The organism is Cupriavidus sp. CuC1 (assembly GCF_044627735.1).
Taxonomy (GTDB): Bacteria; Pseudomonadota; Gammaproteobacteria; order Burkholderiales; family Burkholderiaceae; genus Cupriavidus; species Cupriavidus ulmosensis.
This window is the reverse complement of record NZ_JBIUHC010000087.1, coordinates 23,605-41,994: the sequence shown is the minus strand read 5'-3', so window position 1 is coordinate 41,994 and position 18,390 is coordinate 23,605. Positions and strand designations below refer to the sequence as shown.

General features: G+C 67.1%; 18 protein-coding genes and 2 pseudogenes. 8 read left to right on the top strand and 12 right to left on the bottom strand.

Going from position 1 to position 18,390, the window contains the following annotated elements:
- The 3 genes and pseudogenes from ACGLHR_RS31115 to ACGLHR_RS31105 form a co-directional block, all read right to left on the bottom strand.
- A pseudogene (locus tag ACGLHR_RS31115) lies at positions 1 to 316 on the bottom strand (copper resistance protein CopQ); the annotation flags it as partial.
- 190 nt (positions 317 to 506) lie between these two features.
- Complete coding sequence (locus ACGLHR_RS31110; RefSeq protein ID WP_400098495.1) at positions 507 to 758, bottom strand: hypothetical protein; 252 nt, start codon at positions 756 to 758, stop codon at positions 507 to 509.
- Positions 759 to 764: 6 nt separating this feature from the next.
- Complete coding sequence (locus ACGLHR_RS31105) at positions 765 to 1,229, bottom strand: FMN-dependent NADH-azoreductase (RefSeq protein ID WP_400098493.1); 465 nt, start codon at positions 1,227 to 1,229, stop codon at positions 765 to 767.
- Positions 1,230 to 1,320: 91 nt separating this feature from the next.
- Here ACGLHR_RS31105 and ACGLHR_RS31100 point away from each other — a divergent pair, with 91 nt between their 5' ends.
- From ACGLHR_RS31100 to ACGLHR_RS31090, 3 genes are all read left to right on the top strand, one after another.
- Positions 1,321 to 2,241 carry a LysR substrate-binding domain-containing protein gene (locus ACGLHR_RS31100; RefSeq protein WP_400098491.1) on the top strand — a complete coding sequence of 307 codons (921 nt, stop codon included), beginning with the start codon at positions 1,321 to 1,323 and terminating at the stop codon, positions 2,239 to 2,241.
- Positions 2,242 to 2,329: 88 nt separating this feature from the next.
- Positions 2,330 to 2,863 (top strand): cupin domain-containing protein, encoded by a 534-nt coding sequence (locus ACGLHR_RS31095; protein WP_400098489.1) that lies wholly within the window; start codon positions 2,330 to 2,332, stop codon positions 2,861 to 2,863.
- A gap of 54 nt (positions 2,864 to 2,917) precedes the next feature.
- Positions 2,918 to 3,268, top strand: coding sequence for a DUF1304 domain-containing protein (locus ACGLHR_RS31090; RefSeq protein ID WP_318237047.1), 351 nt, complete (start codon positions 2,918 to 2,920; stop codon positions 3,266 to 3,268).
- A gap of 25 nt (positions 3,269 to 3,293) precedes the next feature.
- Here the strand turns inward: ACGLHR_RS31090 and ACGLHR_RS31085 are convergent.
- Positions 3,294 to 3,503, bottom strand: a pseudogene (locus ACGLHR_RS31085) (type II 3-dehydroquinate dehydratase); the annotation flags it as partial.
- A gap of 28 nt (positions 3,504 to 3,531) precedes the next feature.
- Entirely contained in the window at positions 3,532 to 4,053 is a 522-nt protein-coding gene (locus ACGLHR_RS31080; protein WP_318237046.1) for a hypothetical protein, read from the bottom strand.
- 422 nt (positions 4,054 to 4,475) lie between these two features.
- Here ACGLHR_RS31080 and ACGLHR_RS31075 point away from each other — a divergent pair, with 422 nt between their 5' ends.
- Positions 4,476 to 5,324 (top strand): IclR family transcriptional regulator C-terminal domain-containing protein, encoded by an 849-nt coding sequence (locus ACGLHR_RS31075; RefSeq protein WP_400098487.1) that lies wholly within the window; start codon positions 4,476 to 4,478, stop codon positions 5,322 to 5,324.
- Between the two features lie 165 nt (positions 5,325 to 5,489).
- On the opposite strand, the gene ACGLHR_RS31070 is transcribed toward ACGLHR_RS31075, so the two are convergent.
- On the bottom strand, positions 5,490 to 6,239 hold the full coding sequence (locus ACGLHR_RS31070) for a flagellar brake protein (protein ID WP_400098485.1): 750 nt from the start codon (positions 6,237 to 6,239) through the stop codon (positions 5,490 to 5,492).
- Between the two features lie 226 nt (positions 6,240 to 6,465).
- The gene (locus ACGLHR_RS31065; protein WP_400098483.1) at positions 6,466 to 7,404 is read right to left on the bottom strand and encodes a LysR family transcriptional regulator; all 939 of its coding nucleotides are present in this window, start codon (positions 7,402 to 7,404) and stop codon (positions 6,466 to 6,468) included.
- Between the two features lie 124 nt (positions 7,405 to 7,528).
- Here ACGLHR_RS31065 and ACGLHR_RS31060 point away from each other — a divergent pair, with 124 nt between their 5' ends.
- A complete protein-coding gene (locus ACGLHR_RS31060; RefSeq protein ID WP_400098481.1) occupies positions 7,529 to 8,167 on the top strand; it encodes a LysE family translocator in 639 nt (212 codons plus the stop codon).
- Between the two features lie 21 nt (positions 8,168 to 8,188).
- Here ACGLHR_RS31060 and thpR read toward each other — a convergent pair whose 3' ends face one another.
- Genes thpR through ACGLHR_RS31045 form a run of 3 tightly spaced genes read right to left on the bottom strand, consistent with a single transcriptional unit; the run spans position 8,189 to position 10,841 of the window.
- Positions 8,189 to 8,758: an RNA 2',3'-cyclic phosphodiesterase gene (gene thpR / locus ACGLHR_RS31055; protein WP_400098479.1), complete on the bottom strand. Its 570-nt coding sequence runs from the start codon at positions 8,756 to 8,758 to the stop codon at positions 8,189 to 8,191.
- Between the two features lie 59 nt (positions 8,759 to 8,817).
- A complete protein-coding gene (locus ACGLHR_RS31050) occupies positions 8,818 to 9,354 on the bottom strand; it encodes a methylated-DNA--[protein]-cysteine S-methyltransferase (protein ID WP_400098477.1) in 537 nt (178 codons plus the stop codon).
- The gene (locus ACGLHR_RS31045) at positions 9,351 to 10,841 is read right to left on the bottom strand and encodes an AlkA N-terminal domain-containing protein (RefSeq protein ID WP_400098498.1); all 1,491 of its coding nucleotides are present in this window, start codon (positions 10,839 to 10,841) and stop codon (positions 9,351 to 9,353) included. The genes ACGLHR_RS31050 and ACGLHR_RS31045 overlap by 4 nt, the downstream gene beginning before the upstream one ends.
- 310 nt (positions 10,842 to 11,151) lie before the next feature.
- Here ACGLHR_RS31045 and ACGLHR_RS31040 point away from each other — a divergent pair, with 310 nt between their 5' ends.
- From ACGLHR_RS31040 to ACGLHR_RS31030, 3 genes are all read left to right on the top strand, one after another.
- The gene (locus ACGLHR_RS31040; RefSeq protein WP_400098475.1) at positions 11,152 to 14,013 is read left to right on the top strand and encodes a M16 family metallopeptidase; all 2,862 of its coding nucleotides are present in this window, start codon (positions 11,152 to 11,154) and stop codon (positions 14,011 to 14,013) included.
- 147 nt (positions 14,014 to 14,160) lie between these two features.
- Entirely contained in the window at positions 14,161 to 14,544 is a 384-nt protein-coding gene (locus ACGLHR_RS31035) for a PHA-granule associated protein 4 (RefSeq protein WP_318237038.1), read from the top strand.
- Between the two features lie 344 nt (positions 14,545 to 14,888).
- On the top strand, positions 14,889 to 16,199 hold the full coding sequence (locus ACGLHR_RS31030; protein ID WP_400098473.1) for an MFS family transporter: 1,311 nt from the start codon (positions 14,889 to 14,891) through the stop codon (positions 16,197 to 16,199).
- A gap of 24 nt (positions 16,200 to 16,223) precedes the next feature.
- Here the strand turns inward: ACGLHR_RS31030 and ACGLHR_RS31025 are convergent, their stop codons facing one another.
- Together ACGLHR_RS31025 and ACGLHR_RS31020 are read right to left on the bottom strand one after the other, a co-directional pair.
- The gene (locus tag ACGLHR_RS31025) at positions 16,224 to 17,081 is read right to left on the bottom strand and encodes a hypothetical protein (protein WP_400098471.1); all 858 of its coding nucleotides are present in this window, start codon (positions 17,079 to 17,081) and stop codon (positions 16,224 to 16,226) included.
- A 143-nt stretch (positions 17,082 to 17,224) separates the two neighbouring features.
- The gene (locus ACGLHR_RS31020; RefSeq protein WP_400098469.1) at positions 17,225 to 18,382 is read right to left on the bottom strand and encodes an acyl-CoA dehydrogenase family protein; all 1,158 of its coding nucleotides are present in this window, start codon (positions 18,380 to 18,382) and stop codon (positions 17,225 to 17,227) included.
- Positions 18,383 to 18,390 lie beyond the last annotated feature (8 nt).

Below are 18,390 nucleotides of genomic sequence, written 5' to 3'. Positions count from 1 at the left end.
GGAAAGGATCGGCCTTGCGCGCCGGATCCGAGGAAACGCCGCTACGGTCCATGCCGGCCAGCTTCTGCGCGCCGTCCGAGAACGGATCTGGCTTGCGCAGGCGGCTGGCATCGGCGCCCATCGCCGGAACAGCGGCCGGGTCCAGGCGTGCGCCATCGCTATAGACGTCGAAACGCGACGCATGGAAGACGTAGCCGTAGCGGTCTGCGGACACGGCACTGTCCTTGGGACCGGAGGCTTGCGCCGGAACCGCCGTGGCGGCAATGCCGGCAAGTGCGGCCGAAGTCATCAACAGCTTGAAGAAATGGCGGGTCATGGCAATCTCCTTCTGGGCGATCGGCGGATCGCGACTGGCTTGCAGGGGAGCAGCGCCTTGCGCTGGTCCGGCCACACGTGAATCGCGCGGTTAAACCAGATACGCCGCGAAACGCGGCGTGGATGCACAAGGACGCGGGATGATTGCGAGCCGCGCGGAAAGGCCTTCCTGGCTTCAGGGCTTCAGGGCTTCAGGGCTGCAATGCTTCCGTCTCGTCGCGCATCCGCCGCATCGTCGTGACGACAAAAGCATCCACCTCCGCCTCGGCCTGCGCGATCGAGGCGGCCAGCCGCTCGCCACCGAACTCGTCGTACTCGATGGCGACCTCGACCGCGTCGTCGATGCCGATGTAGCCGAACGCCGCGCGCAGCGCCGGGGTGACATGGTCGAGCCGGGCCAGGCGGTCGCCGTAGCCGTAGTCGCCGCGTGCGGTCAGCAGCACCAGTTGCTAGCCGCGCCCCGCCAGCATCGGCCAGTAAGGCTCGCCAGCGCGTTCGCGATCAAAGCCGAAGGTCTTGCCCACGCGCACGATATTGTCGATATACGCCTTGAGTTGCGCCGGAACGCCAAAGTTGTACATCGGCACGCCGATCACCAGCACGTCGGCGCGCTCGATTTCCGCGACCAGGCGATCGCTTTCGGCCAGCACCGCATCCATCCACGGCTCGCGCCGCGCGGACGGCGTAAAGGCACTGCGAATCCAGTCCGCGCCGACGGGCGCGGGCGGGTGCTGGCCCACGTCGCGATAAGTCACCGTGTCCGCAGGACGCGCCGCTTGCCAGCGGTTGACGAAGCGTTGCGAGAGACGGCGCGTGTGCGAGCCGTGGGCGTCGGTGCCGGAGCGTCCCGGGCGGGCGCTGGCGTCGATATGAAGGAGGTGAGCCATGTCGTTCCATTTCGGTTGGTCATGCATGAGCCGTTCTCATCGGTCAGCCCATGCGGTTGAGGGTGATGGCAATGTAGACTCGCCATAACATCCTCACAACCGATCCTTTCTCTGCCTCATGGCTGACAATACCTCATCCGAAACCACGCCCCGCCGCCTGCCGCCGCTCGCCGCGCTGCGCGCTTTCGAAGCCACCGCGCAGCACCTTAGCGTCAAGCATGCGGCGCAGGAGCTGTCGGTCACGCCGACGGCGGTGAGCCATCAGCTACGGCTGCTGGAGCAAGTGCTTGGCGTGACGCTCTTCGAGCGCTTGCCGCGCCGGCTGGTGCTGAGCGCGCATGGCGCCGCGCTGTACCCGGGCACGCGCAACGGCTTCGACGCGCTGGAGCAGGCCGTGGCCAGGCTGCGTGCGCCGCCATCGCGCAAGACGCTCACGGTATCGGCCACGCCGGCCTTCGCCGCGCGCTGGCTGCTGCCGCGCGCACCGGGGCTGCGGGCCGTGGCGCCGGAGTTCGACCTGCATGTGCATGCCTCGCTGGATGCCGTGGACCTGCACGCGGGCCAGGCCGACGCCGCCATCCGCTACGGCAGCGGCAAATGGCGCGGACTGGACGCCGAGCTGCTATGGCGCGAGCGCTTTGCACCGGTCTGCAGCCCGCTGCTAGGCGTGAAGTCCGCCGCAGGGCTGCGCCGCCAGACCTTGCTGCACCACCAATGGCGCAGCACTGCGCGCCACCCCATAACTTGGGCCCTGTGGCAGCAGGAGGCCGGACTGGACCGTCTCGACGCGGCCAGCGGCCCCACCTTCTCCGATGAGACCCACGCCATCCTCGCGGCGCTTGGCGGCCAGGGCGTGGCCTTGCTGAGTCTGACGCTGGTGGCGGAGGAATTGCGCAGCGGCGCGCTGGTGCAGCCGTGCGGCCCGGTCATCGAGGGCGACGGCTATTACCTGGTCTACCCGGCGCACCGGCGCGACGACGATGCGGTGCGCGCCGTGCGCGCGTGGATCGGCCCGGGGGCGGATAGCGCGATGCGCTGAGCCTGCGGGTTCGCTTCGCGTTGTTGCCAATTGCCTATTGCGCCGGCAAGCGGGCATGATGGCGGCTATCGATCCCGGAGCCCCGCGCATGCCCGCCCAACCTGACTCGCAGAACCAAGGCAAGGACCAGTTGATTCATCGCTTTGCGCTGCGGCCGCATCCGGAAGGCGGCTACTACCGCGAGACCCATCGCGACGCAGCGCGTGTGTCGCGCGAAGGTGCAGGCAATCTCGCCACGCATGCCGCCTCCACCGCGATCTACTACCTGCTGTGCGACAACGCCTACTCCGCCTGGCACCGCATCCGCTCCGACGAGGTGTGGCACTTCTACGCGGGCTGCGCGCTCAACGTGCATGTGCTGGAGGAAGACGGCAGCCTCACCACGCACCGGCTGGGCAACGCGCTCGCCGATGACGACGCGGTCTTCCAGGCGGTGGTCAAGGCCGGCTGCTGGTTCGCCGCCGAGCGCAGCGATCCGGATGGCTTCTCGCTGGTGGGCTGCACGGTGGCGCCGGGCTTTGAGTTCGGCGAGTTCGAACTGGCCAATGCCGACAGCCTGCTGGCTTCGCACCCGCGGCATGCCGCGTTGATCGCGCGGCTCGCCCCAGCCCCGCAACGCTAAAGCGGCAGACCGCCCAAACCCCTTCCTGTTTTTCCCCTTTCCGAGATTCCCGCCATGAAATGGTTGTCCCTTGCAGCTGTGGCGCTGGTAGCGCTGGAACATGTGTACATCATGGTGCTGGAGATGTTCCTGTGGGATAAGCCCAAGGGCATGCGGGCCTTCGGGCTGACGCAGGAGTTCGCCGTCGCCACCAAGGCGCTGGCGGCCAACCAGGGGCTGTACAACGGCTTCCTCGCGGCCGGCCTGCTGTGGGGCCTGGTCACCGCCGCGGTGCCGGTGCAGTTGTTCTTCCTGTGCTGCGTGCTGGCGGCCGGGATCTTCGGTGCCTGCACGGCCAGCCGCAAGATCCTGTGGGTGCAGGGCTTGCCGGCGGCGATCGCCATCGCACTGGTGCTGCTGGCCTGAGGCGGCCGGCAGACTTGGCGTCGCACTAGCTCCGCAGGGCGTCGGCCATGGCGCGCAGCGCCAGCGTATAGCCGGCAACGCCAAGCCCGCAGATCGCGCCAGTGGCCGCACGCGAGATGAGTGAATGGCGATGCGTCTCCTCGCGAGCATGGATATTGGTGATGTGCCGCTCAATCACTGGGCGCCGGATCAGCTTGACGGCATCCAGCACCGGGATGGAGGCGAAGGAGCATCCGCGCTGCCAAGGCAGGGCGCTCAACCGCTCAGCGCGGCTTGCGGTATTCGTTCTCGATCCAGTCCGCGGCGCTGGCCTTGCTCAGCTTGAAGCCGGCCGACACGCGCACCTGCGCCAGTTCGTCGCCGTTCTCGTCAGTGGCGCTCAGCACCGCGTAGGGATTGTCTTCGTCCGGCACGATGTCGAGCGTGACGCTGATGCGCGCGGTGTCCGTGTCGACGATCACGCTCTTGTGCAGCATGGCGTGCAGTTGCTGCTCGTGCCGGCGCAGCACTTCGGAGGCGGTCTTGACCAGCGTCGAGAAGGCGTTGGTGTCCAGCGGCTTGGGGTTCTTCTTGTCGCGGCCCATGGTCCAGGGGCCGACCAGCGCGGGCTCGGGCTCGCCGTCCTTGATCATGGCAACGGCCCAGCCATCATCGTCCTCGTTCTTGATCACGCGGGCGGTCCAGCCGTCGGCACGCCACAGGCGCGGCTCCTGGATCTTTTCTGCGTTGTCCCCGGCGGCGTCCTGGTCGTCGGCTTCGGGGGAGAGTTCGGGCTGATGGGTCATGGCTGGCTTCAATTCGGGGCTGCGCGGTGGGCTGCGGGCGCCGGCCGGGCCAGCCGCGCAATGCTTGGCGGGGGCGGACCGGGACGGCGGCGACATCAAGGGCGCGATTTTACCCGCCTCGACGCAGCGGGGGGCGCCAGGCGCCGCGCGCGCCTGGCGGCTGCGACATGCCAGGCATAAATCCCCTCGGAAGTTGTATTCAATGTCTGACCGCCACGTCCTATGCTGGACCTGTCGCCGAGATCCCCGTCTTGATGACACACCCTTCCAGTCGCCGTGCCCTTGAGACGGCGACGTTTTTTTTGCCGGCTAACCCGATCCACGCACCAAAACGGGGATCGGGCGCAACAAAAACGCTGGCCCGCGGAGCCCAGCCGGTTTAAGATGCGCGATTATCGAACAACCCGCGCGCACTCGCCCACATGGACGCCCCCATTCCCAGCAGCCCTGGCCAGGCAACGGCCGCCACTGTCCGCGTCGCCCGTCCGCAGGCCGACCTTCTCAACAGTTTTGCCGGCGACCCGAATTTCATGCTGTCGCTGGCGCGCGGCTTGAGCGTGCTCGAAGCCTTCTCCGAGCGTAAGCGCCCGCTCACCATCTCCCAGGTGGCACAGCGCACCCAGCTCTCGCGCGCATCGGTACGGCGCTGCCTGTACACGCTGGAGCAGCTCGGCTATGTCAGCCAGCAAGGCGGACAGTTCGCGCTGCGCCCGCGCGTGCTGCACCTGGGCCATGCGTATTTCTCGTCGACATCGCTGGTGTCGCTTGCCCAGCCGATCCTCGACGCGCTGAGCACGCGCATCCAGCAGACATCGGCGCTGGCCATCCTGGACGACACCGACATCCTTTACCTGGTGCGCTCGGAGGTGCAGCGGGTGCTCACTTATTCGCTCGGGATGGGCAGCCGGCTGCCGGCTTATTGCACGTCGATCGGCCGCATGCTGCTGGCCCACCTGGCCGAGCCGGCGCTGGAGGACTTCTTCGACCACGTCGACCTGCGCCCGCGCACGCTGCAGACCAAGATCTCGCGGCCCGAGCTGGAGGCCAGCTTTGCGCATGCCCGCGAGCTGGACTATGTGCTGATCGACGAGGAACTGGAGCCCGGCCTGCGCGCCATCGCGGTGCCGGTGCGCGGCATTTCAGGCAGCGTCATGGCGGGCATCAGCGTCAGCGTGCGCGCGGCGCAGGTATCGGAAGCGGAGATGATCTCGCGCCTGCTGCCGCCGATGCGCGAAGCGGCGGCGGCCATCGGCAAGCTGATCGCCGCCTGAGCCACTGAGACCGGCGAGTTCGCCGAGACGCCGCCACCAGGCGAGGCGTTCATCTACATCCTGAGCGGCCCAGGGCAGCGGTGTCTGCGGGCTCGCGAGAGAAGGCAAAGCCGGGAAAGAAGCCGGCCCGCGAGGCCGGCTGGTGCCGCATGGCGGCACTGGCGCTTAGCCGCGGCTGGCTAGTTCCAGCGCAAACACCAGGCGCTGCAGGAAGTTTTCCGTGCGGCCGTCGAGGTTGGAGAACGCGCACCCGAAATGGTGGATGGCGTTGTCATCGCGCCCGGCCAGCCAGTGGCCCACCACTTGCAGGCTGAGGTCCAGCTTGCCCAGCGCGCCAAAATCCAGATGCACGCCGGAGATCGTGGTGCCCACCGGCAGGTGCGTGGCATCCACGGTCTTGGAGCGCAAGCCGACACCCGAGAGCGAGAGATCTGCAATATCGAGCTTGAGCACGGTGCCGTCGCTCATCTTGATGGTGCAGACATAGCCCTTGGTGACCAGCGTGCGCGCGCGGAAATGACGGCGGCGCTGGAAGTGGTAGAGCTTCTCCGGGAACGGCGCGGTAAACGCCGGGCCACCCTGGAACTGCGTGACCTCGGGCGTGCCGATCATGAAGTTCACGGGAACCCCGCGCAGCGACGCCGAGAAGGCATTCTCGTTGGACGCCAGCAGCGCCTGCCGCTCGGGCTCGGTGGAACACCAGTCGAAGACAAAGGTGCGGCTGGCCGGATCCACATGCAGCACGGTCGTGACCATCTCGTGGGCGCTACGCGCACGCACGTTCAGGATGCACTTCTGCCAGGCGAGGTCGCGCAGCACGGTGCCGATCTGCGAGGAATGGGTAAGGCGATAGCGGTCGTCTGGCAACGCGCCGGCGTCAAGCTCGGATTGTTCCGGGGAATCTTGGAGACTCATGAAAATCACGCAAACGTCTGAGAGAGGCCTGCGTCGCGCCAGACTGGCTTGCGACGGGGGAATTCGGGCTGCCCGCGTACCCGGATGCAAGCGGGGGGCGAGCGGCTAGCGCCGCATGTTAAGCGCGACGCCTGCTGCTGCGCAAGCTCTTGTTTGAACAACGGCGAAGTGTGGCAAAACTTGAGCCAGACTTCCGTGGGGTAGCCCGCCGGAGCGGGTTTACGCCTCATTTGCCGTCTTTGCGCCCACGTCGTTTTGCCGCGCCCTTGGTCCCGCCCTCTGGATGTGGCGATGCAGCCACCCGGGCGGGATCCGCGCCGAGCGATGCTTGCGCCTCCTGGCACAGCCAGTCCCTTACCGCGCGACGCCGCGCATCGTGCTCGAACGCCACCGGCGAGAGCAATTGATAACAAGATCCATCGCGCACGAAGCCCCGCGGCGCGGCGATGCGGCCGTCGGCGATCTCGTCGGCCACCATCAGGCGCGATGCGATCGCGCATCCAAGCCCGGCCGCGGCGGCCTGGATGGTCAGGTAGAAATGCTCGTACCAGGCATCGGCGCCAAAGCGCTGCGCGCCGCCAGCGGCCTTGGCCCAGCGCTGCCAGGCATCCGGGCGCGAGCGCGTATGCAGCCGATGGGACGACGCCGCGACGCTGGCCCCCACGCGGCAGACCACGCCCACCCATTCCTCGGCAACTTCATGGGCATGCAATTCCGGCCCCACATGAAAATCGTTGCGGCGCAGCGCCAGATCCACGCCGCTGCGCGCGAAGTCCACCGGCCCGCCAGCGGCCATCAGGTGCAGCGTCACCTCCGGGTGCGTCTCGGTAAAGCGCGGCAGGCGAGGAATCAGCCAGCGCATGGCGATGGTGGGCTCGCACGACAGGACCAGCGCCTTGGGCTGGGCATGCGCACGGATACGCTGCGCTGCTGCGCCCAGCACTTCGAGCGACTGGGTGGCGGCGGCATGCAGGGTGTGCCCCGCCTCGGTCAGGAAGACGGCCCGGTTGCGGCGCTCGAACAGCGCCACGCCGAGCGCCTCCTCCAGCTGGCGAATCTGGCGGCTGACCGCGCCGTGGGTCAGGTGCAGCTCGTCCGCAGCCCGCATGAAACTCTGGTGCCGTGCCGCGGCCTCGAAGAAACGGATCCCGCCCAGCCAGTGCATGTTTGCCTCGATGTGTCAATTTTTCTCACGTATTTTCACGAGTATAAATCGGTTGTGGCGCCACACATCAACTCGGAGAATGCTTGGAACCCCGCCCCCATCCCGTCAAGGATACTCACACAATATGCACCCTCTCACCGAACTGCTGGCCGTCGCCACCATCACCGTGCTGGCCGTGATCAGCCCGGGCCCCGACTTCGCCATGGTGATGCGCAACAGCTTCGTGCATGGCCGCAAGGCCGGGCTGCTGTGCGCGCTCGGCATCGCCCTTGGCGTGCAAGTGCACGTTTTCTACACGATGTTCGGCGTGGCGTTGTTGATGGAGCACGCGCACAAGCTGTTGACGGTGGTGAAGCTGCTCGGCGCCGCTTACCTGATCTGGATCGGCATCCAGACCTTGCGCAAGCGCGCGCCGGGCACGAACGCGCCATCGCTCGCCGCGGATGCGGGCACGCCCGCGTTGACAGCGTTCGGCGCGCTCAAGATGGGCTTTCTCACCAATGCGCTCAATCCCAAGACCACGTTGTTCGTGGTCAGCACCTATACGCAGGTGGTGAATGCGCAAACGCCGCTGGCGGTGCAGTTCGGCTATGGCCTGTTCATGTCGCTGGCGCACCTGGCCTGGTTCGGCCTGATTGCCTGCTGCTTGAGCACGCCCGCGCTGCGCGCCGCCATGCTGCGGCGCCAGCGATTGCTGGATCGGGTTATTGGCTCGGTGTTGCTGGCGCTGGGACTAGCGCTTGGCCTCGGCAACCTGGCCTGACGCAGGCAGTTGCCGACGGCATCAGGCTGCCGCCAGATCCAGCGCATACGCACGCCGGCACACATGCTGCGCGCCGCCGGCGTGCAGGTGGCTTTGATACAGGATGAAGCGCTCGACAGGGAACGGCTCGCACACCAGTTCCGCCTGCGAGGCGCGCCATGCCTGCAACGCGGTATCCGCCACGGCAGGCCCGCAGCGCGCGAGCGTGATGTGCGGATGGAAACGCGCATGCCGCTGCGAGCCCGCATCCGGTAACGGCGCGCTCTCGCATCCGGCAAGGACCTGCGCCATATCCGCTTGCAGGCTGTCCAGCGCCGCATTGGGTGCCACTCCCGCCCACAGCACACTCGCCCGCCGCCCGCGAAAATAGCCAGCGTCTTTCACCGTGAGCGCAAAGGCCGCGCCTGATACACCCCCAAGCGCCTGCTCGATGCATGCCGCCGTGGCGTCGTCCTGCTCACCGAGGAAGTGCAGCGTCAGATGGACCTGATGCGGCGTCGCCGCCCGGATGGCCGCCACGCGCGGCACGCGAGCCAGCAGCGCGGCTGCCAGCGCTTGTGGAACCTCGATCGCGACGAACAAACGTGCCATCGGTATCACCTCCCGTGACTGCCTGGCGCGAGTGGTCAAGCGCAGCGGCGCGATGCCGCTTACTGAAACGCTAACGCTGACTGACGCAGGATGGGCAGCGCCATGGCCGCGGCGGTGCCTTCCAGCCGCAGCAGCGCGCGCTTGCGGTCGGTGCCGCCGGCATAGCCTGTGAGGTCTCCGCTGGCGCCCAGCACGCGATGGCAAGGCACGATCACCGACAAGGGGTTGCGCCCTACCGCCCCGCCGATCGCGCGCGCATGGGTCGGCCCCAGGCCCAGCCCGGCGCCCAGTTCGCCATACGACGTGGTCTCGCCAAACGGGATCTCGCACAGCGCCTGCCAGACCGCATGCTGGAAGGGGCTGCCGCCCAGCACCATGGGCACGGTGAAGGCCTGCAGGCGCTCGGCAAAGTAGTCGGCCAGCTCATCGGCGGCCTGCTCGAATACGGGCCGGGCGGCGGCGGGCACGCTCGTGTCCGGCATGGCCGCCGCCGGATAGTACTTCTGCCCGGAGAAGAACAGCCCGCTCAAGCGCGCGCCGTCGACGCGCAACAGCACTTCGCCCAACGGGCTGGCGACGATGCGGTATGCAATCATGGTGTGTCCTTTGTCTTGCCGTCTCGTTCCGACTTGTACGACTTGCCCGACTTGTGTTCTTCGTGGCGCCGCCACAGGTGGATGGCGGCGTAAGCGCGCCATGGTGCCCACTGCGCGACGTGCTGGTTCATGCCTCGCACAGTAGCGATGCCGAGCACCTTGCGCAAGACGTAGTCGGTGCCGGGGAAGGCATCCGGCCAGCCGAGCGCGCGCATGGCCACGTATTGCGCGGTCCAGTCGCCAACGCCTTCGATCTCGCGCAGCCGCGCCATGGTGTCTTCCGGCGCGGCGTTGGGCTCCAGCTTGAGTTCGCCCGCCGCCACGCGGCTGGCGATGGCATGGATGGCCCGGCCCTTGCCCAGCGGGATGCCGATCTCGCGCAGGGCCTCGGGCGGCACACCAGCCAGCGCAGCCGCGCCGGGAAACGTAAAGCGCAGCGTCGGCGTGGGCTGTGCCAGTGTCAACCCGTGGCGCTCGGCTAGCCGCGCCAGCAGCGTGCGCGCGTGCTTCACCGAGATCACCTGGCCCACCACCGCGCGCACCGCGATCTCGAAGCCGTCCACCGCGCCGGGCAGGCGCATGCCGGGTGCTTCGGCGGCCAGCGGCCCGAGGTGCTGGTCGACCACATCGGGCCGGCAACCCAGGTCGCACAGCCGCCGTACGCGGCCCAGCGCTTGCGGAATCACGTGCGCCAGCGAACCGGACAACGTCACCTTGATCACATGGCGGCGCGCTACATGCTCCAGCTGCAGCCAGCCGAGATGCGTGCGGCCGCTGCTGTTGATGGCCAGCGTGCGCGCGTAGGTGCCATCGCCAAGCTGCTCGATGCCGTCCACCGCGCGCACGCCCAGGAATTGCAGGAACGCGGTCCAGGCCATCGGCGGGCGGTAACCCAGCTCGAACACCAGCTCGTCGGCCACGTTGTCGGCGGCGCGCTTGCGCATGGCCATGGGCGTCAGCCCGTAGCGCGTCTTGAGCACGTCGTTGAAGCGCCGCACGCTGCCAAAGCCGGCGGCGTGCGCCACGTCGGTTACGGTCAGCCCCGTATCGGTCAGGAGGCGCTTGGCCAGCAGCAATCGTTGCGTCTGCGCGTACTCCAGTACCGAGACGCCGAACTGCGCATCGAACAGCCGGCGCAGGTGGCGCTCGGTAATGCCGATGCGCGCGGCCAGCCCGGCCACGCCGGCATCCACCATGAAACCCTCGTCGATCAGCGTGGCCGCGGCCTGGGCCAGGCGCCCCGACAGGTCGGCCAGGCCGTGGCCCGGCGCCAGCTCGGGCCGGCAGCGCAGGCAGGGCCGGAAGCCTTGTTTCTCGGCCGCGGCCGCGGTGTCGTAGAAGGTGCAGTTTTCGCGCTTGGGCGTGCGCACCGCGCAGATCGGCCGGCAGTAGACGCCGGTGGACGACACGCCCACGAAGAAGCGTCCGTCGAAGCGGCGGTCGTGCGAGGCCACGGCCTTGTAGCAGGTATCCGGATCGAGTTTCATAGGCAGCATGCTACTCCGTTGGCCGGGCCGGAATAGCTGGATTCGGACATTTGCCTCGGCGGCCCGGAGGCGCCTTTTTCAGCGCCGAGTGGAGCGCAAGACGTGCGGAAACTTCCCAAATTCACCATGAATCGTCCGGGAAACGCCAAGGCTTGCCGCCACGCTCGCTGGCACCGGATAGAATCAGCCACCGGGCCGTCAATGCCGCCGCCTTGCCGCGCCCCGCAGGCTCCCGCGGATCTCCAGCAGATCTTCAGCGAATTTCCGCGGATTCCGCCGCGAGGCTGCCCACTCACTCTTCGAATTCCGCATGCGTCCCATCATCAAGCGTCTTTCCTTCCTGCTGGCCCTGGCTTTCAGTGTATCCGCGAACGCCGCGCCTGGCGTGCCTGCCGCGCCCGCGCCTGCCGCCGCGAAGCTGCCCACCGCGGCGCCGGCGGAAGTCGCCAGCGTGGAAGGCATTACCGAGTACCGGCTTCCCAACGGCCTGCGCGTGCTGCTGGCGCCCGACGCAGCGCAGCCCGTCACCACGGTCAACATGACCTACCTGGTCGGCAGCCGCCATGAGAACTATGGCGAGACCGGCATGGCGCACTTGCTCGAGCACCTGCTGTTCAAGGGCACGCCGGCGCAGCCCGGCAACACCATCGCGCAGGAGCTCACGCGCCGCGGCATGCAGTTCAACGGCACCACGGCCTTCGACCGCACCAACTACTACGAGAGCTTCACCGCCAGCGAGGAGAACCTGGACTGGGCGCTGAAGATGGAAGCGGACCGCATGGTCAACAGCTTTATCGCCCGCGAGGCGCTCGACAGCGAGATGACGGTGGTGCGCAACGAGATGGAACGCGCCGAGAACAATCCCGGCAGCATGCTGATGCAGCAGATGCGCTCGGCCGCCTACCGCTGGCACAACTACGGCAAGGCGCCGATCGGCGCGCGCAGCGACGTGGAGAACGTTGCCATCGGCAACCTGCAGGACTTCTACCGCCGCTATTACCAGCCCGACAACGCGGTGCTGGTGGTGGCCGGCAAGTTCGACGTGGCCACCACGCTGGCACGCATCGGCAAGTACTTCGGCGCGATCCCCCGGCCCACGCGCGCGCTGCCGGCCCAGTACACGGTTGAGCCGCCGCAGGAGGGCGCGCGCGAAGTGACGCTGCGCCGCGTCGGCGACTCGCAACTGGTCGCGGTGCAGTACCACATCGCGCCGGGCGCGCATCCGGATACGGTGGCCCTGCAGCTGCTGTCCGATATCCTCACCGATGGCTCGGGCGGCCGCCTGTACAAGGCGCTGGTCGAGAGCGGCAAGGCCAGTTGGCAGTTTGGCTCGGTAGCGGGCATGAAGGATCCCGGCTCGGTGCTGTTCGCCGCCGGGCTGAGCAAGACGCAGGACCTCGAAGCCGCGCGCCAGGCGCTGGTGGCGCAGGTGGAGGGCTTCGCCGCCCGGCCGGTGACGCAGGTGGAACTGGACCGCGCCCGCACCCGCCTGCTCAACAGCTATGAGCGCCTGCTGGAGAATCCTTCCGGCTACGCCATCGCCTTGTCCGAGGCCATCGCCAAGGGTGACTGGCGCCTGCTGCTGGTGGCACGCCAGCAGGCGGAGCGCGTCACGCTGGCCGACCTGCAACGGGTCGCGCAAAACTACCTGCGCGCCAGCAACCGCACGCTCGGCCGCTTCATCCCCATCGACATGCCCGGCGATGCGCCGGCCGAGACGCTGGCCCGGGCCACCATGCCCGCCGCGCCGGACGTCGCCGCGCTGGTGGCCGCCTACCAGGGCAAGCCGGCCAAGGCCGCAGTGGCGGCGTTCGACCCTAGCCCGGACAATATCGAGGCGCACACGCTGCGCGGCAAGCTGGCCAACGGCATGCAGTTCGCGCTGCTGCCCAAACCCAGCCGCGGCCAGACCGTCAACGGCACGCTGATCCTGCGCATGGGCGACGTCACCAGCCTGCAAGGCCAGGACGCCGTCGGCAGCCTCACCGCCGCCATGCTGATGCGCGGCACCGCCCGCCTGGAGCGGCAGCAGATCGCCGACCGCCTGTCCGAGCTCAAGGCGGTGGTGTCGGTCCAGGGCGACGGCGAGGCGGTCACCGTGCGTTTTGAAGCGCGGCGCGAAACGCTGGCCGAGACGCTGGCGCTGCTGCGCGACATCCTGCGCGAGCCCAGCCTGCCCGCCGCCGAGTTCGAGACCCTGCGGGCCAACGCCATCGCCGGCATCGAGAGCGGCCTGGGCCAGCCCGAGGCGATCGCATCGAATGTGCTTGGCCGTCACGGCAATCCCTACCCATCGGGGGATCCGCGCTATGTCGGCACCCCGCAGGAGAGCATCGCGGCGCTGCGGCAAGTGCGCCTGGCCGACCTGCGCGCCTTCCACACGCGCTTCTATGGCGCGAGCCACGGCCAGGTGGCGCTGGTTGGCGACTTCGACCGCCAGGCGGCACAGGCGCAACTGGCCACGCTGTTCGGCGACTGGCAGGCCCAGGTGTCCTATGCCCGCATCGAACGCCCCTTCGTGCCGCTGGCACCGGCCCACCTGACCCACGAGACGCCGGACAAGGCCAATGCCATCTACCTGGCCGCGCTACCAGTCGCGCTGACCAGCGATGCACCGGAATATCCGGCATTGGTGATCGCCAACCGCGTGTTCGGCGGGAGCGCGCTCAAGAGCCGGCTGGCGGATCGCCTGCGCCAACGCGACGGCATCAGTTACAGTGTCGGCAGTTTCATTCAGGTGGGCGCGCTCGACACCAACGGGCGCTTCGGCATGCAAGCGCTCTATGCGCCGCAGAACCTGGACAAGCTCAAGCGTGGCGTGGAAGAAGAACTGTCGCGGCTGGCAGCCGCTGGCATCACGCCGGAGGAGCTGGCACAAGCCAGGAGTGGCCTGCTGCAGCAAGGCACACTGGCCCGCACCAGCGATTCCGCGTTGGCCGGCACGCTCGCCAGCCAGCTATTTCTGGGGCGCACGATGCGCTTTGTCACGGAATACGAGCAAGCTATCGCCGCGGCGACCGTCGAACAGGTCAACGCGGCCATCCGCAAGCACCTGGACCCGGCTCGGGTGGTGCATGTCTATGCGGGGGACTTCTCTGTCACGGCAGCGCAAGATGCCGGGGCGACGATAAAGGCGGGCAGTACGGCAAACGAAGCCGTGACCGTCCCCTAAAGGGCAATACTGGAGGAAAATAGTGGCAACGCAGGGCGGCGGAAGACGCCGCTGGCGCAGTAGTCCAAACGGCTTGGGGACAACCCCTTGCCGCAATGACGCGTTGACTGTATATTCGTACAGTATAAGACGATATAAGAGGTGTGGATGTCAATAGTGCGAGCTAGCAGCAAAGCAGAAGCGCTTCGGCTTCTCGCATCGAAAGATGTGCTGGCGCTTGAGCTGGACTATGAAACCGGATGGCAGGACGCCGTCGAACTCGGCCGGCTCGGAGAGAAACGCGGCATCAAAGTGCAATACCGCGGACAGGAAAGCATTGCTGTCCATTCGCGCGAAGCCCTGATCGAAGGGCTGGCTAAGACCAAGACCACCTTCAGGCAGCGCAATCTGTATTGCCAGTTCGATCTTGGCACGCTGGCCGACCATGAGCTGCTCGATCTCGAAGCCAAGGCGACCCGGCTGGGGGACTACATCCTGGCAGGCCATCTGCTAAGGGATGTGGACGGAGTCTGGCCGCAAGACGCGCAGTAACGCAGGCAAAACGTAGCAAGACACAGCAAGACAAAGCAAGACACACCAATAGGCGTTATTCACGTCAAACGCAGCGGTCCTGGCCAATCGCCTCGCCGCTGCCGCGACCCACGGCGCCAGCCCTGCCGCGCAATGCGGCCAGACGCGTTTTTTCGGCCGGCACGCCGCGGCTACAAGCGCCACGCCTTCTCGCCAGCCTATCCCTCCCGCATCCCCAAGTAGTGCAAGACAGGTCACCCTGTGCCGCAATCACGGCGCAATCGCACTACACTGGAACTCTGCGTGCCGATCTCGCACCACGGCTTTCTTCGTGTGGGCGACTTGCCGAAAGGAAGAGACAAACCATGACAGACCTGTCCGCCCCCCTTTTCGATGCACCGCCGAGCACCGAGGAAAAGCGCAAGCGCATCTACGCGATCGTGGCCGCGTCTTCCGGCAACCTCGTCGAGTGGTTCGACTTCTACGTCTACGCGTTCTGCGCCATCTACTTCGCGGGGGCCTTCTTCCCCAAATCCGATCCCACGGCGCAATTGCTGAACACCGCCGGTGTATTTGCCGCGGGCTTCCTGATGCGGCCGATAGGTGGGTGGCTCTTCGGGCGGATTGCCGACCGGCATGGCCGCAAGAACTCGCTGCTGATTTCAGTAACGATGATGTGCTGCGGCTCGCTGATGATCGCCTGCCTGCCCACCTACAACAGCATTGGCGCCTGGGCACCGGCGCTGCTGCTGGTCGCGCGGCTGCTGCAAGGGCTGTCCGTCGGCGGCGAATACGGCACCACCGCCACCTATATGAGCGAGGTGGCACTCAAGGGCCAGCGGGGATTTTTCTCGTCGTTCCAGTATGTCACGCTGATCGGCGGCCAGTTGCTGGCGGTGCTCGTGGTGGTGGTGCTGCAGCAGTTCCTCGACGAGGCGGAGCTCAAGGCGTGGGGCTGGCGCATCCCGTTCGTGATCGGCGCCATCACGGCGGTCGTGGCGCTGTTCCTGCGCCGGACCCTGCATGAGACGACCTCCGCCGCCACCCGGGCGAGCAAGGAGGCCGGTACGCTCACGGAGCTGTTCCGCAATCACAAGGCGGCCTTCTTCACCGTGCTTGGCTACACCGCGGGCGGCTCGCTGATCTTTTATACGTTCACCACGTATATGCAGAAGTACCTGGTCAACTCGGCCGGCATGTCGATCAAGACGGCCAGCTACGTGATGACCTGCTGCCTGTTCTTCTACATGTGCATGCAGCCGTTTTTCGGCGCGCTGTCGGACCGCATCGGGCGGCGCAACAATATGCTGCTGTTCGGTGCACTTGGCGCACTGGCCACAGTTCCGGTCCTGACGGCGCTCGGGAGCGTGAAGAGCCCCTTTGTCGCCTTCGTGCTGATTTCCCTCGCGCTGGCCATCGTGAGCCTCTACACCTCCATCAGCGGCATCGTCAAGGCCGAGATGTTCCCGACCGAGATCCGGGCGCTGGGGGTGGGGCTGGCCTATGCCGTGGCCAACGCGATCTTCGGCGGCTCCGCCGAATATGTCGCGCTGGACCTGAAATCGCTGGGCCACGAATCCAGCTTCTACTGGTACGTGACCGCGATGATGGCGATCGTGTTCCTGGTCAGCTTCCAGCTGCCGCGGCAGGCCAAGTACCTGCACCACGATCGCTGACGCGCCGGGGCGTCAGATGGGGCGTCAGACGGGAAAGACAGCGCGCTGGTGCACGCCTGCCCGGGCCGCCACATGCCTGGGGCCCACGGCCAGCTCGATGCTCACACCGTCGCCAAGCAGCAGCGCCTGCGACGCCGCGCGCGCCCCCTTGCCGCCACCGACGTCATCCGCCTGCAGCCCGAACGCCGTCTCGCTCGCCCACGTGCCCAGCGCAACGCCATCGCGCATGAGCGTCAGCACGGCCTTGCGCGAGGTATAGGACAGCCAGCGCCGCGCCACATGATGCACCGGCAGGCAGAGGCGCTCGGCCAGCGCGTCCAGCACGTCGAGGTCCACCGCGCCGGGCAAGGCCAGTCGGCAGGCATTGAGCGGCATCATCAGCCGGCTGGCAAAGGCATAGGCGAGCCCGCCGGCCGAGTCATCGTCCGGCATGGCCATCAACTCAGCGTTGGTGCATTCCACGTAGTCCAGCTCGCTGCCGCCCAGAAGCTGGCGGCCCAGCAGGTACGCAATCATGAAGCGCACATCCGGCGCCGCCAGGCTATCGCTGTAGAGAATGATCCATGCGCCCGTGCCGGTGCGATACAGCGCGCCATCGAAGCTTTGCAGGCGAGTGGGCTGGACCGAGGAGACCGGATCGTCGCGGCCCAGCGCAACGGCGGCGTCGAGCGCCAGGCGGATGCAGTCCAGCGGCGTATAGGCGGGCCGCGCGGCGCACGCCATCAGCGCTGCGATGATCGGATAGCACGGGGCGGCGCTATCGGGACCCGCGTCGTCGTTGCCAGGCATCGCTTGCGAGGGCGCCGCACCGAGGCGCAAGCGGGCACGCGAGGATGGAAAATCCGTGGTGTGGGCGGGAAGATTGAGAGCGGCAAAAGCCATCGGGGCAGCCTCCGTTGAGACAACAGGACATTGCGTTGCGCGCATCAATTGGCCCGCGCGCGCAGTGCATTCGCGGCACAGGCGCGGCACGGGCCATGCGCGGATGCCGCCGGCACGGCCGGCCGTGCATGCGCGCCCTCCGATCAGTCGCGCAGCAATTGCTTGGCGATAATCAATTGCTGGATCTGCGTGGTGCCTTCGTACAGGCGCAGCAAGCGCACGTCGCGATAGAAACGCTCTGCCTTGTACTCGGCGATATAACCGGCGCCACCATGGATCTGCACGGCGCGGTCGGCCACGCGGCCCACCATCTCGGTGCAGAACATCTTGGTGCACGAAGCCAGCATGCTGACTTCCGGATCGCTCTTGCCCGGAGTCTTGGCATCGTAGCGCTGGGCGCAGTCGCGCACCATCGACAAGCCGGCGTACAGCTCGGCCTGGCTATCGGCCAGCATGGCCTGGATCAGCTGGAAATCGCCAATCGGCTGGCCGAACTGCTTGCGTTCCTTGGCGTAGGCCACGGCATCGGAAATCAGGCGGTGCGCCATGCCGCAAGCCAGCGCCGAGATATGCAGGCGGCCACGGTCGAGCACCTTCATGGCGGTCTTGAAGCCAACGCCGGGCACGCCGCCGATGATGTTGGCGGCAGGCACGCGCACGTTTTCCAGCACCACGTCGCAGGTCTTGGTGCCGCGCTGGCCCATCTTCTTGTCCGGCTTGCCAAGCGAAATTCCCGGGGTGTTGGCCGGCACGATGAACGACGAGATGCCCGACGCGCCGGCGCCGCCGGTGCGCGCCATCAGCGTGAAGGCGCCTGCGCGCGGCGCGTTGGTGATGAAGCGCTTGGTGCCGTTGATGACGTAGTGGTCGCCGTCGAGCTCGGCCTTGGTCTGCAGCGAAGCCGCATCGGAGCCGGCATTGGGCTCGGTCAGCGCGAACGAGATAACCAGCTCGCCGCTGGCGATCTTCGGCAGATATTCCTGCTTTTGCGCCTCGGTGCCATCCATCAGGATGCCCTGCGAGCCGATGCCGACATTGGTGCCGAAAACCGAGCGGAAGGCAAAGGCAGTGTGGCCGAGGTCGTACACCACGTCGCATTCCTGCGCCATCGACAGGCCGATGCCGCCGTAGTTCTCAGGGATGGAGATCCCGAACAGGCCCATCTCCTTCATGTCGGCAACGATGTCCGCCGGCACGTCGTCGGTTTCCTCGAGCGTGTCTTCCGCCGGCTTCAGGCGTTCGTCGATGAAACGCTGCACCGACGCGCGCAGCAGCGAAAAGGATTCTGCGTCCAGGCTCATGGGGTTCT

Bases quoted from the DNA above. Each gene is read 5' to 3' on its own strand.
- ACGLHR_RS31105 (WP_400098493.1), bottom strand. From the start codon at position 1,229: ATGCATGACCAACCGAAATGGAACGACATGGCTCACCTCCTTCATATC.
- ACGLHR_RS31100 (WP_400098491.1), top strand. From the start codon at position 1,321: ATGGCTGACAATACCTCATCCGAAACCACGCCCCGCCGCCTGCCGCCG.
- ACGLHR_RS31095 (WP_400098489.1), top strand. From the start codon at position 2,330: ATGCCCGCCCAACCTGACTCGCAGAACCAAGGCAAGGACCAGTTGATT.
- ACGLHR_RS31090 (WP_318237047.1), top strand. From the start codon at position 2,918: ATGAAATGGTTGTCCCTTGCAGCTGTGGCGCTGGTAGCGCTGGAACAT.
- ACGLHR_RS31080 (WP_318237046.1), bottom strand. From the start codon at position 4,053: ATGACCCATCAGCCCGAACTCTCCCCCGAAGCCGACGACCAGGACGCC.
- ACGLHR_RS31075 (WP_400098487.1), top strand. From the start codon at position 4,476: ATGGACGCCCCCATTCCCAGCAGCCCTGGCCAGGCAACGGCCGCCACT.
- ACGLHR_RS31070 (WP_400098485.1), bottom strand. From the start codon at position 6,239: ATGAGTCTCCAAGATTCCCCGGAACAATCCGAGCTTGACGCCGGCGCG.
- ACGLHR_RS31065 (WP_400098483.1), bottom strand. From the start codon at position 7,404: ATGCACTGGCTGGGCGGGATCCGTTTCTTCGAGGCCGCGGCACGGCAC.
- ACGLHR_RS31060 (WP_400098481.1), top strand. From the start codon at position 7,529: ATGCACCCTCTCACCGAACTGCTGGCCGTCGCCACCATCACCGTGCTG.
- thpR (WP_400098479.1), bottom strand. From the start codon at position 8,758: ATGGCACGTTTGTTCGTCGCGATCGAGGTTCCACAAGCGCTGGCAGCC.
- ACGLHR_RS31050 (WP_400098477.1), bottom strand. From the start codon at position 9,354: ATGATTGCATACCGCATCGTCGCCAGCCCGTTGGGCGAAGTGCTGTTG.
- ACGLHR_RS31045 (WP_400098498.1), bottom strand. From the start codon at position 10,841: ATGAAACTCGATCCGGATACCTGCTACAAGGCCGTGGCCTCGCACGAC.
- ACGLHR_RS31040 (WP_400098475.1), top strand. From the start codon at position 11,152: ATGCGTCCCATCATCAAGCGTCTTTCCTTCCTGCTGGCCCTGGCTTTC.
- ACGLHR_RS31035 (WP_318237038.1), top strand. From the start codon at position 14,161: ATGTCAATAGTGCGAGCTAGCAGCAAAGCAGAAGCGCTTCGGCTTCTC.
- ACGLHR_RS31030 (WP_400098473.1), top strand. From the start codon at position 14,889: ATGACAGACCTGTCCGCCCCCCTTTTCGATGCACCGCCGAGCACCGAG.
- ACGLHR_RS31025 (WP_400098471.1), bottom strand. From the start codon at position 17,081: ATGGCTTTTGCCGCTCTCAATCTTCCCGCCCACACCACGGATTTTCCA.
- ACGLHR_RS31020 (WP_400098469.1), bottom strand. From the start codon at position 18,382: ATGAGCCTGGACGCAGAATCCTTTTCGCTGCTGCGCGCGTCGGTGCAG.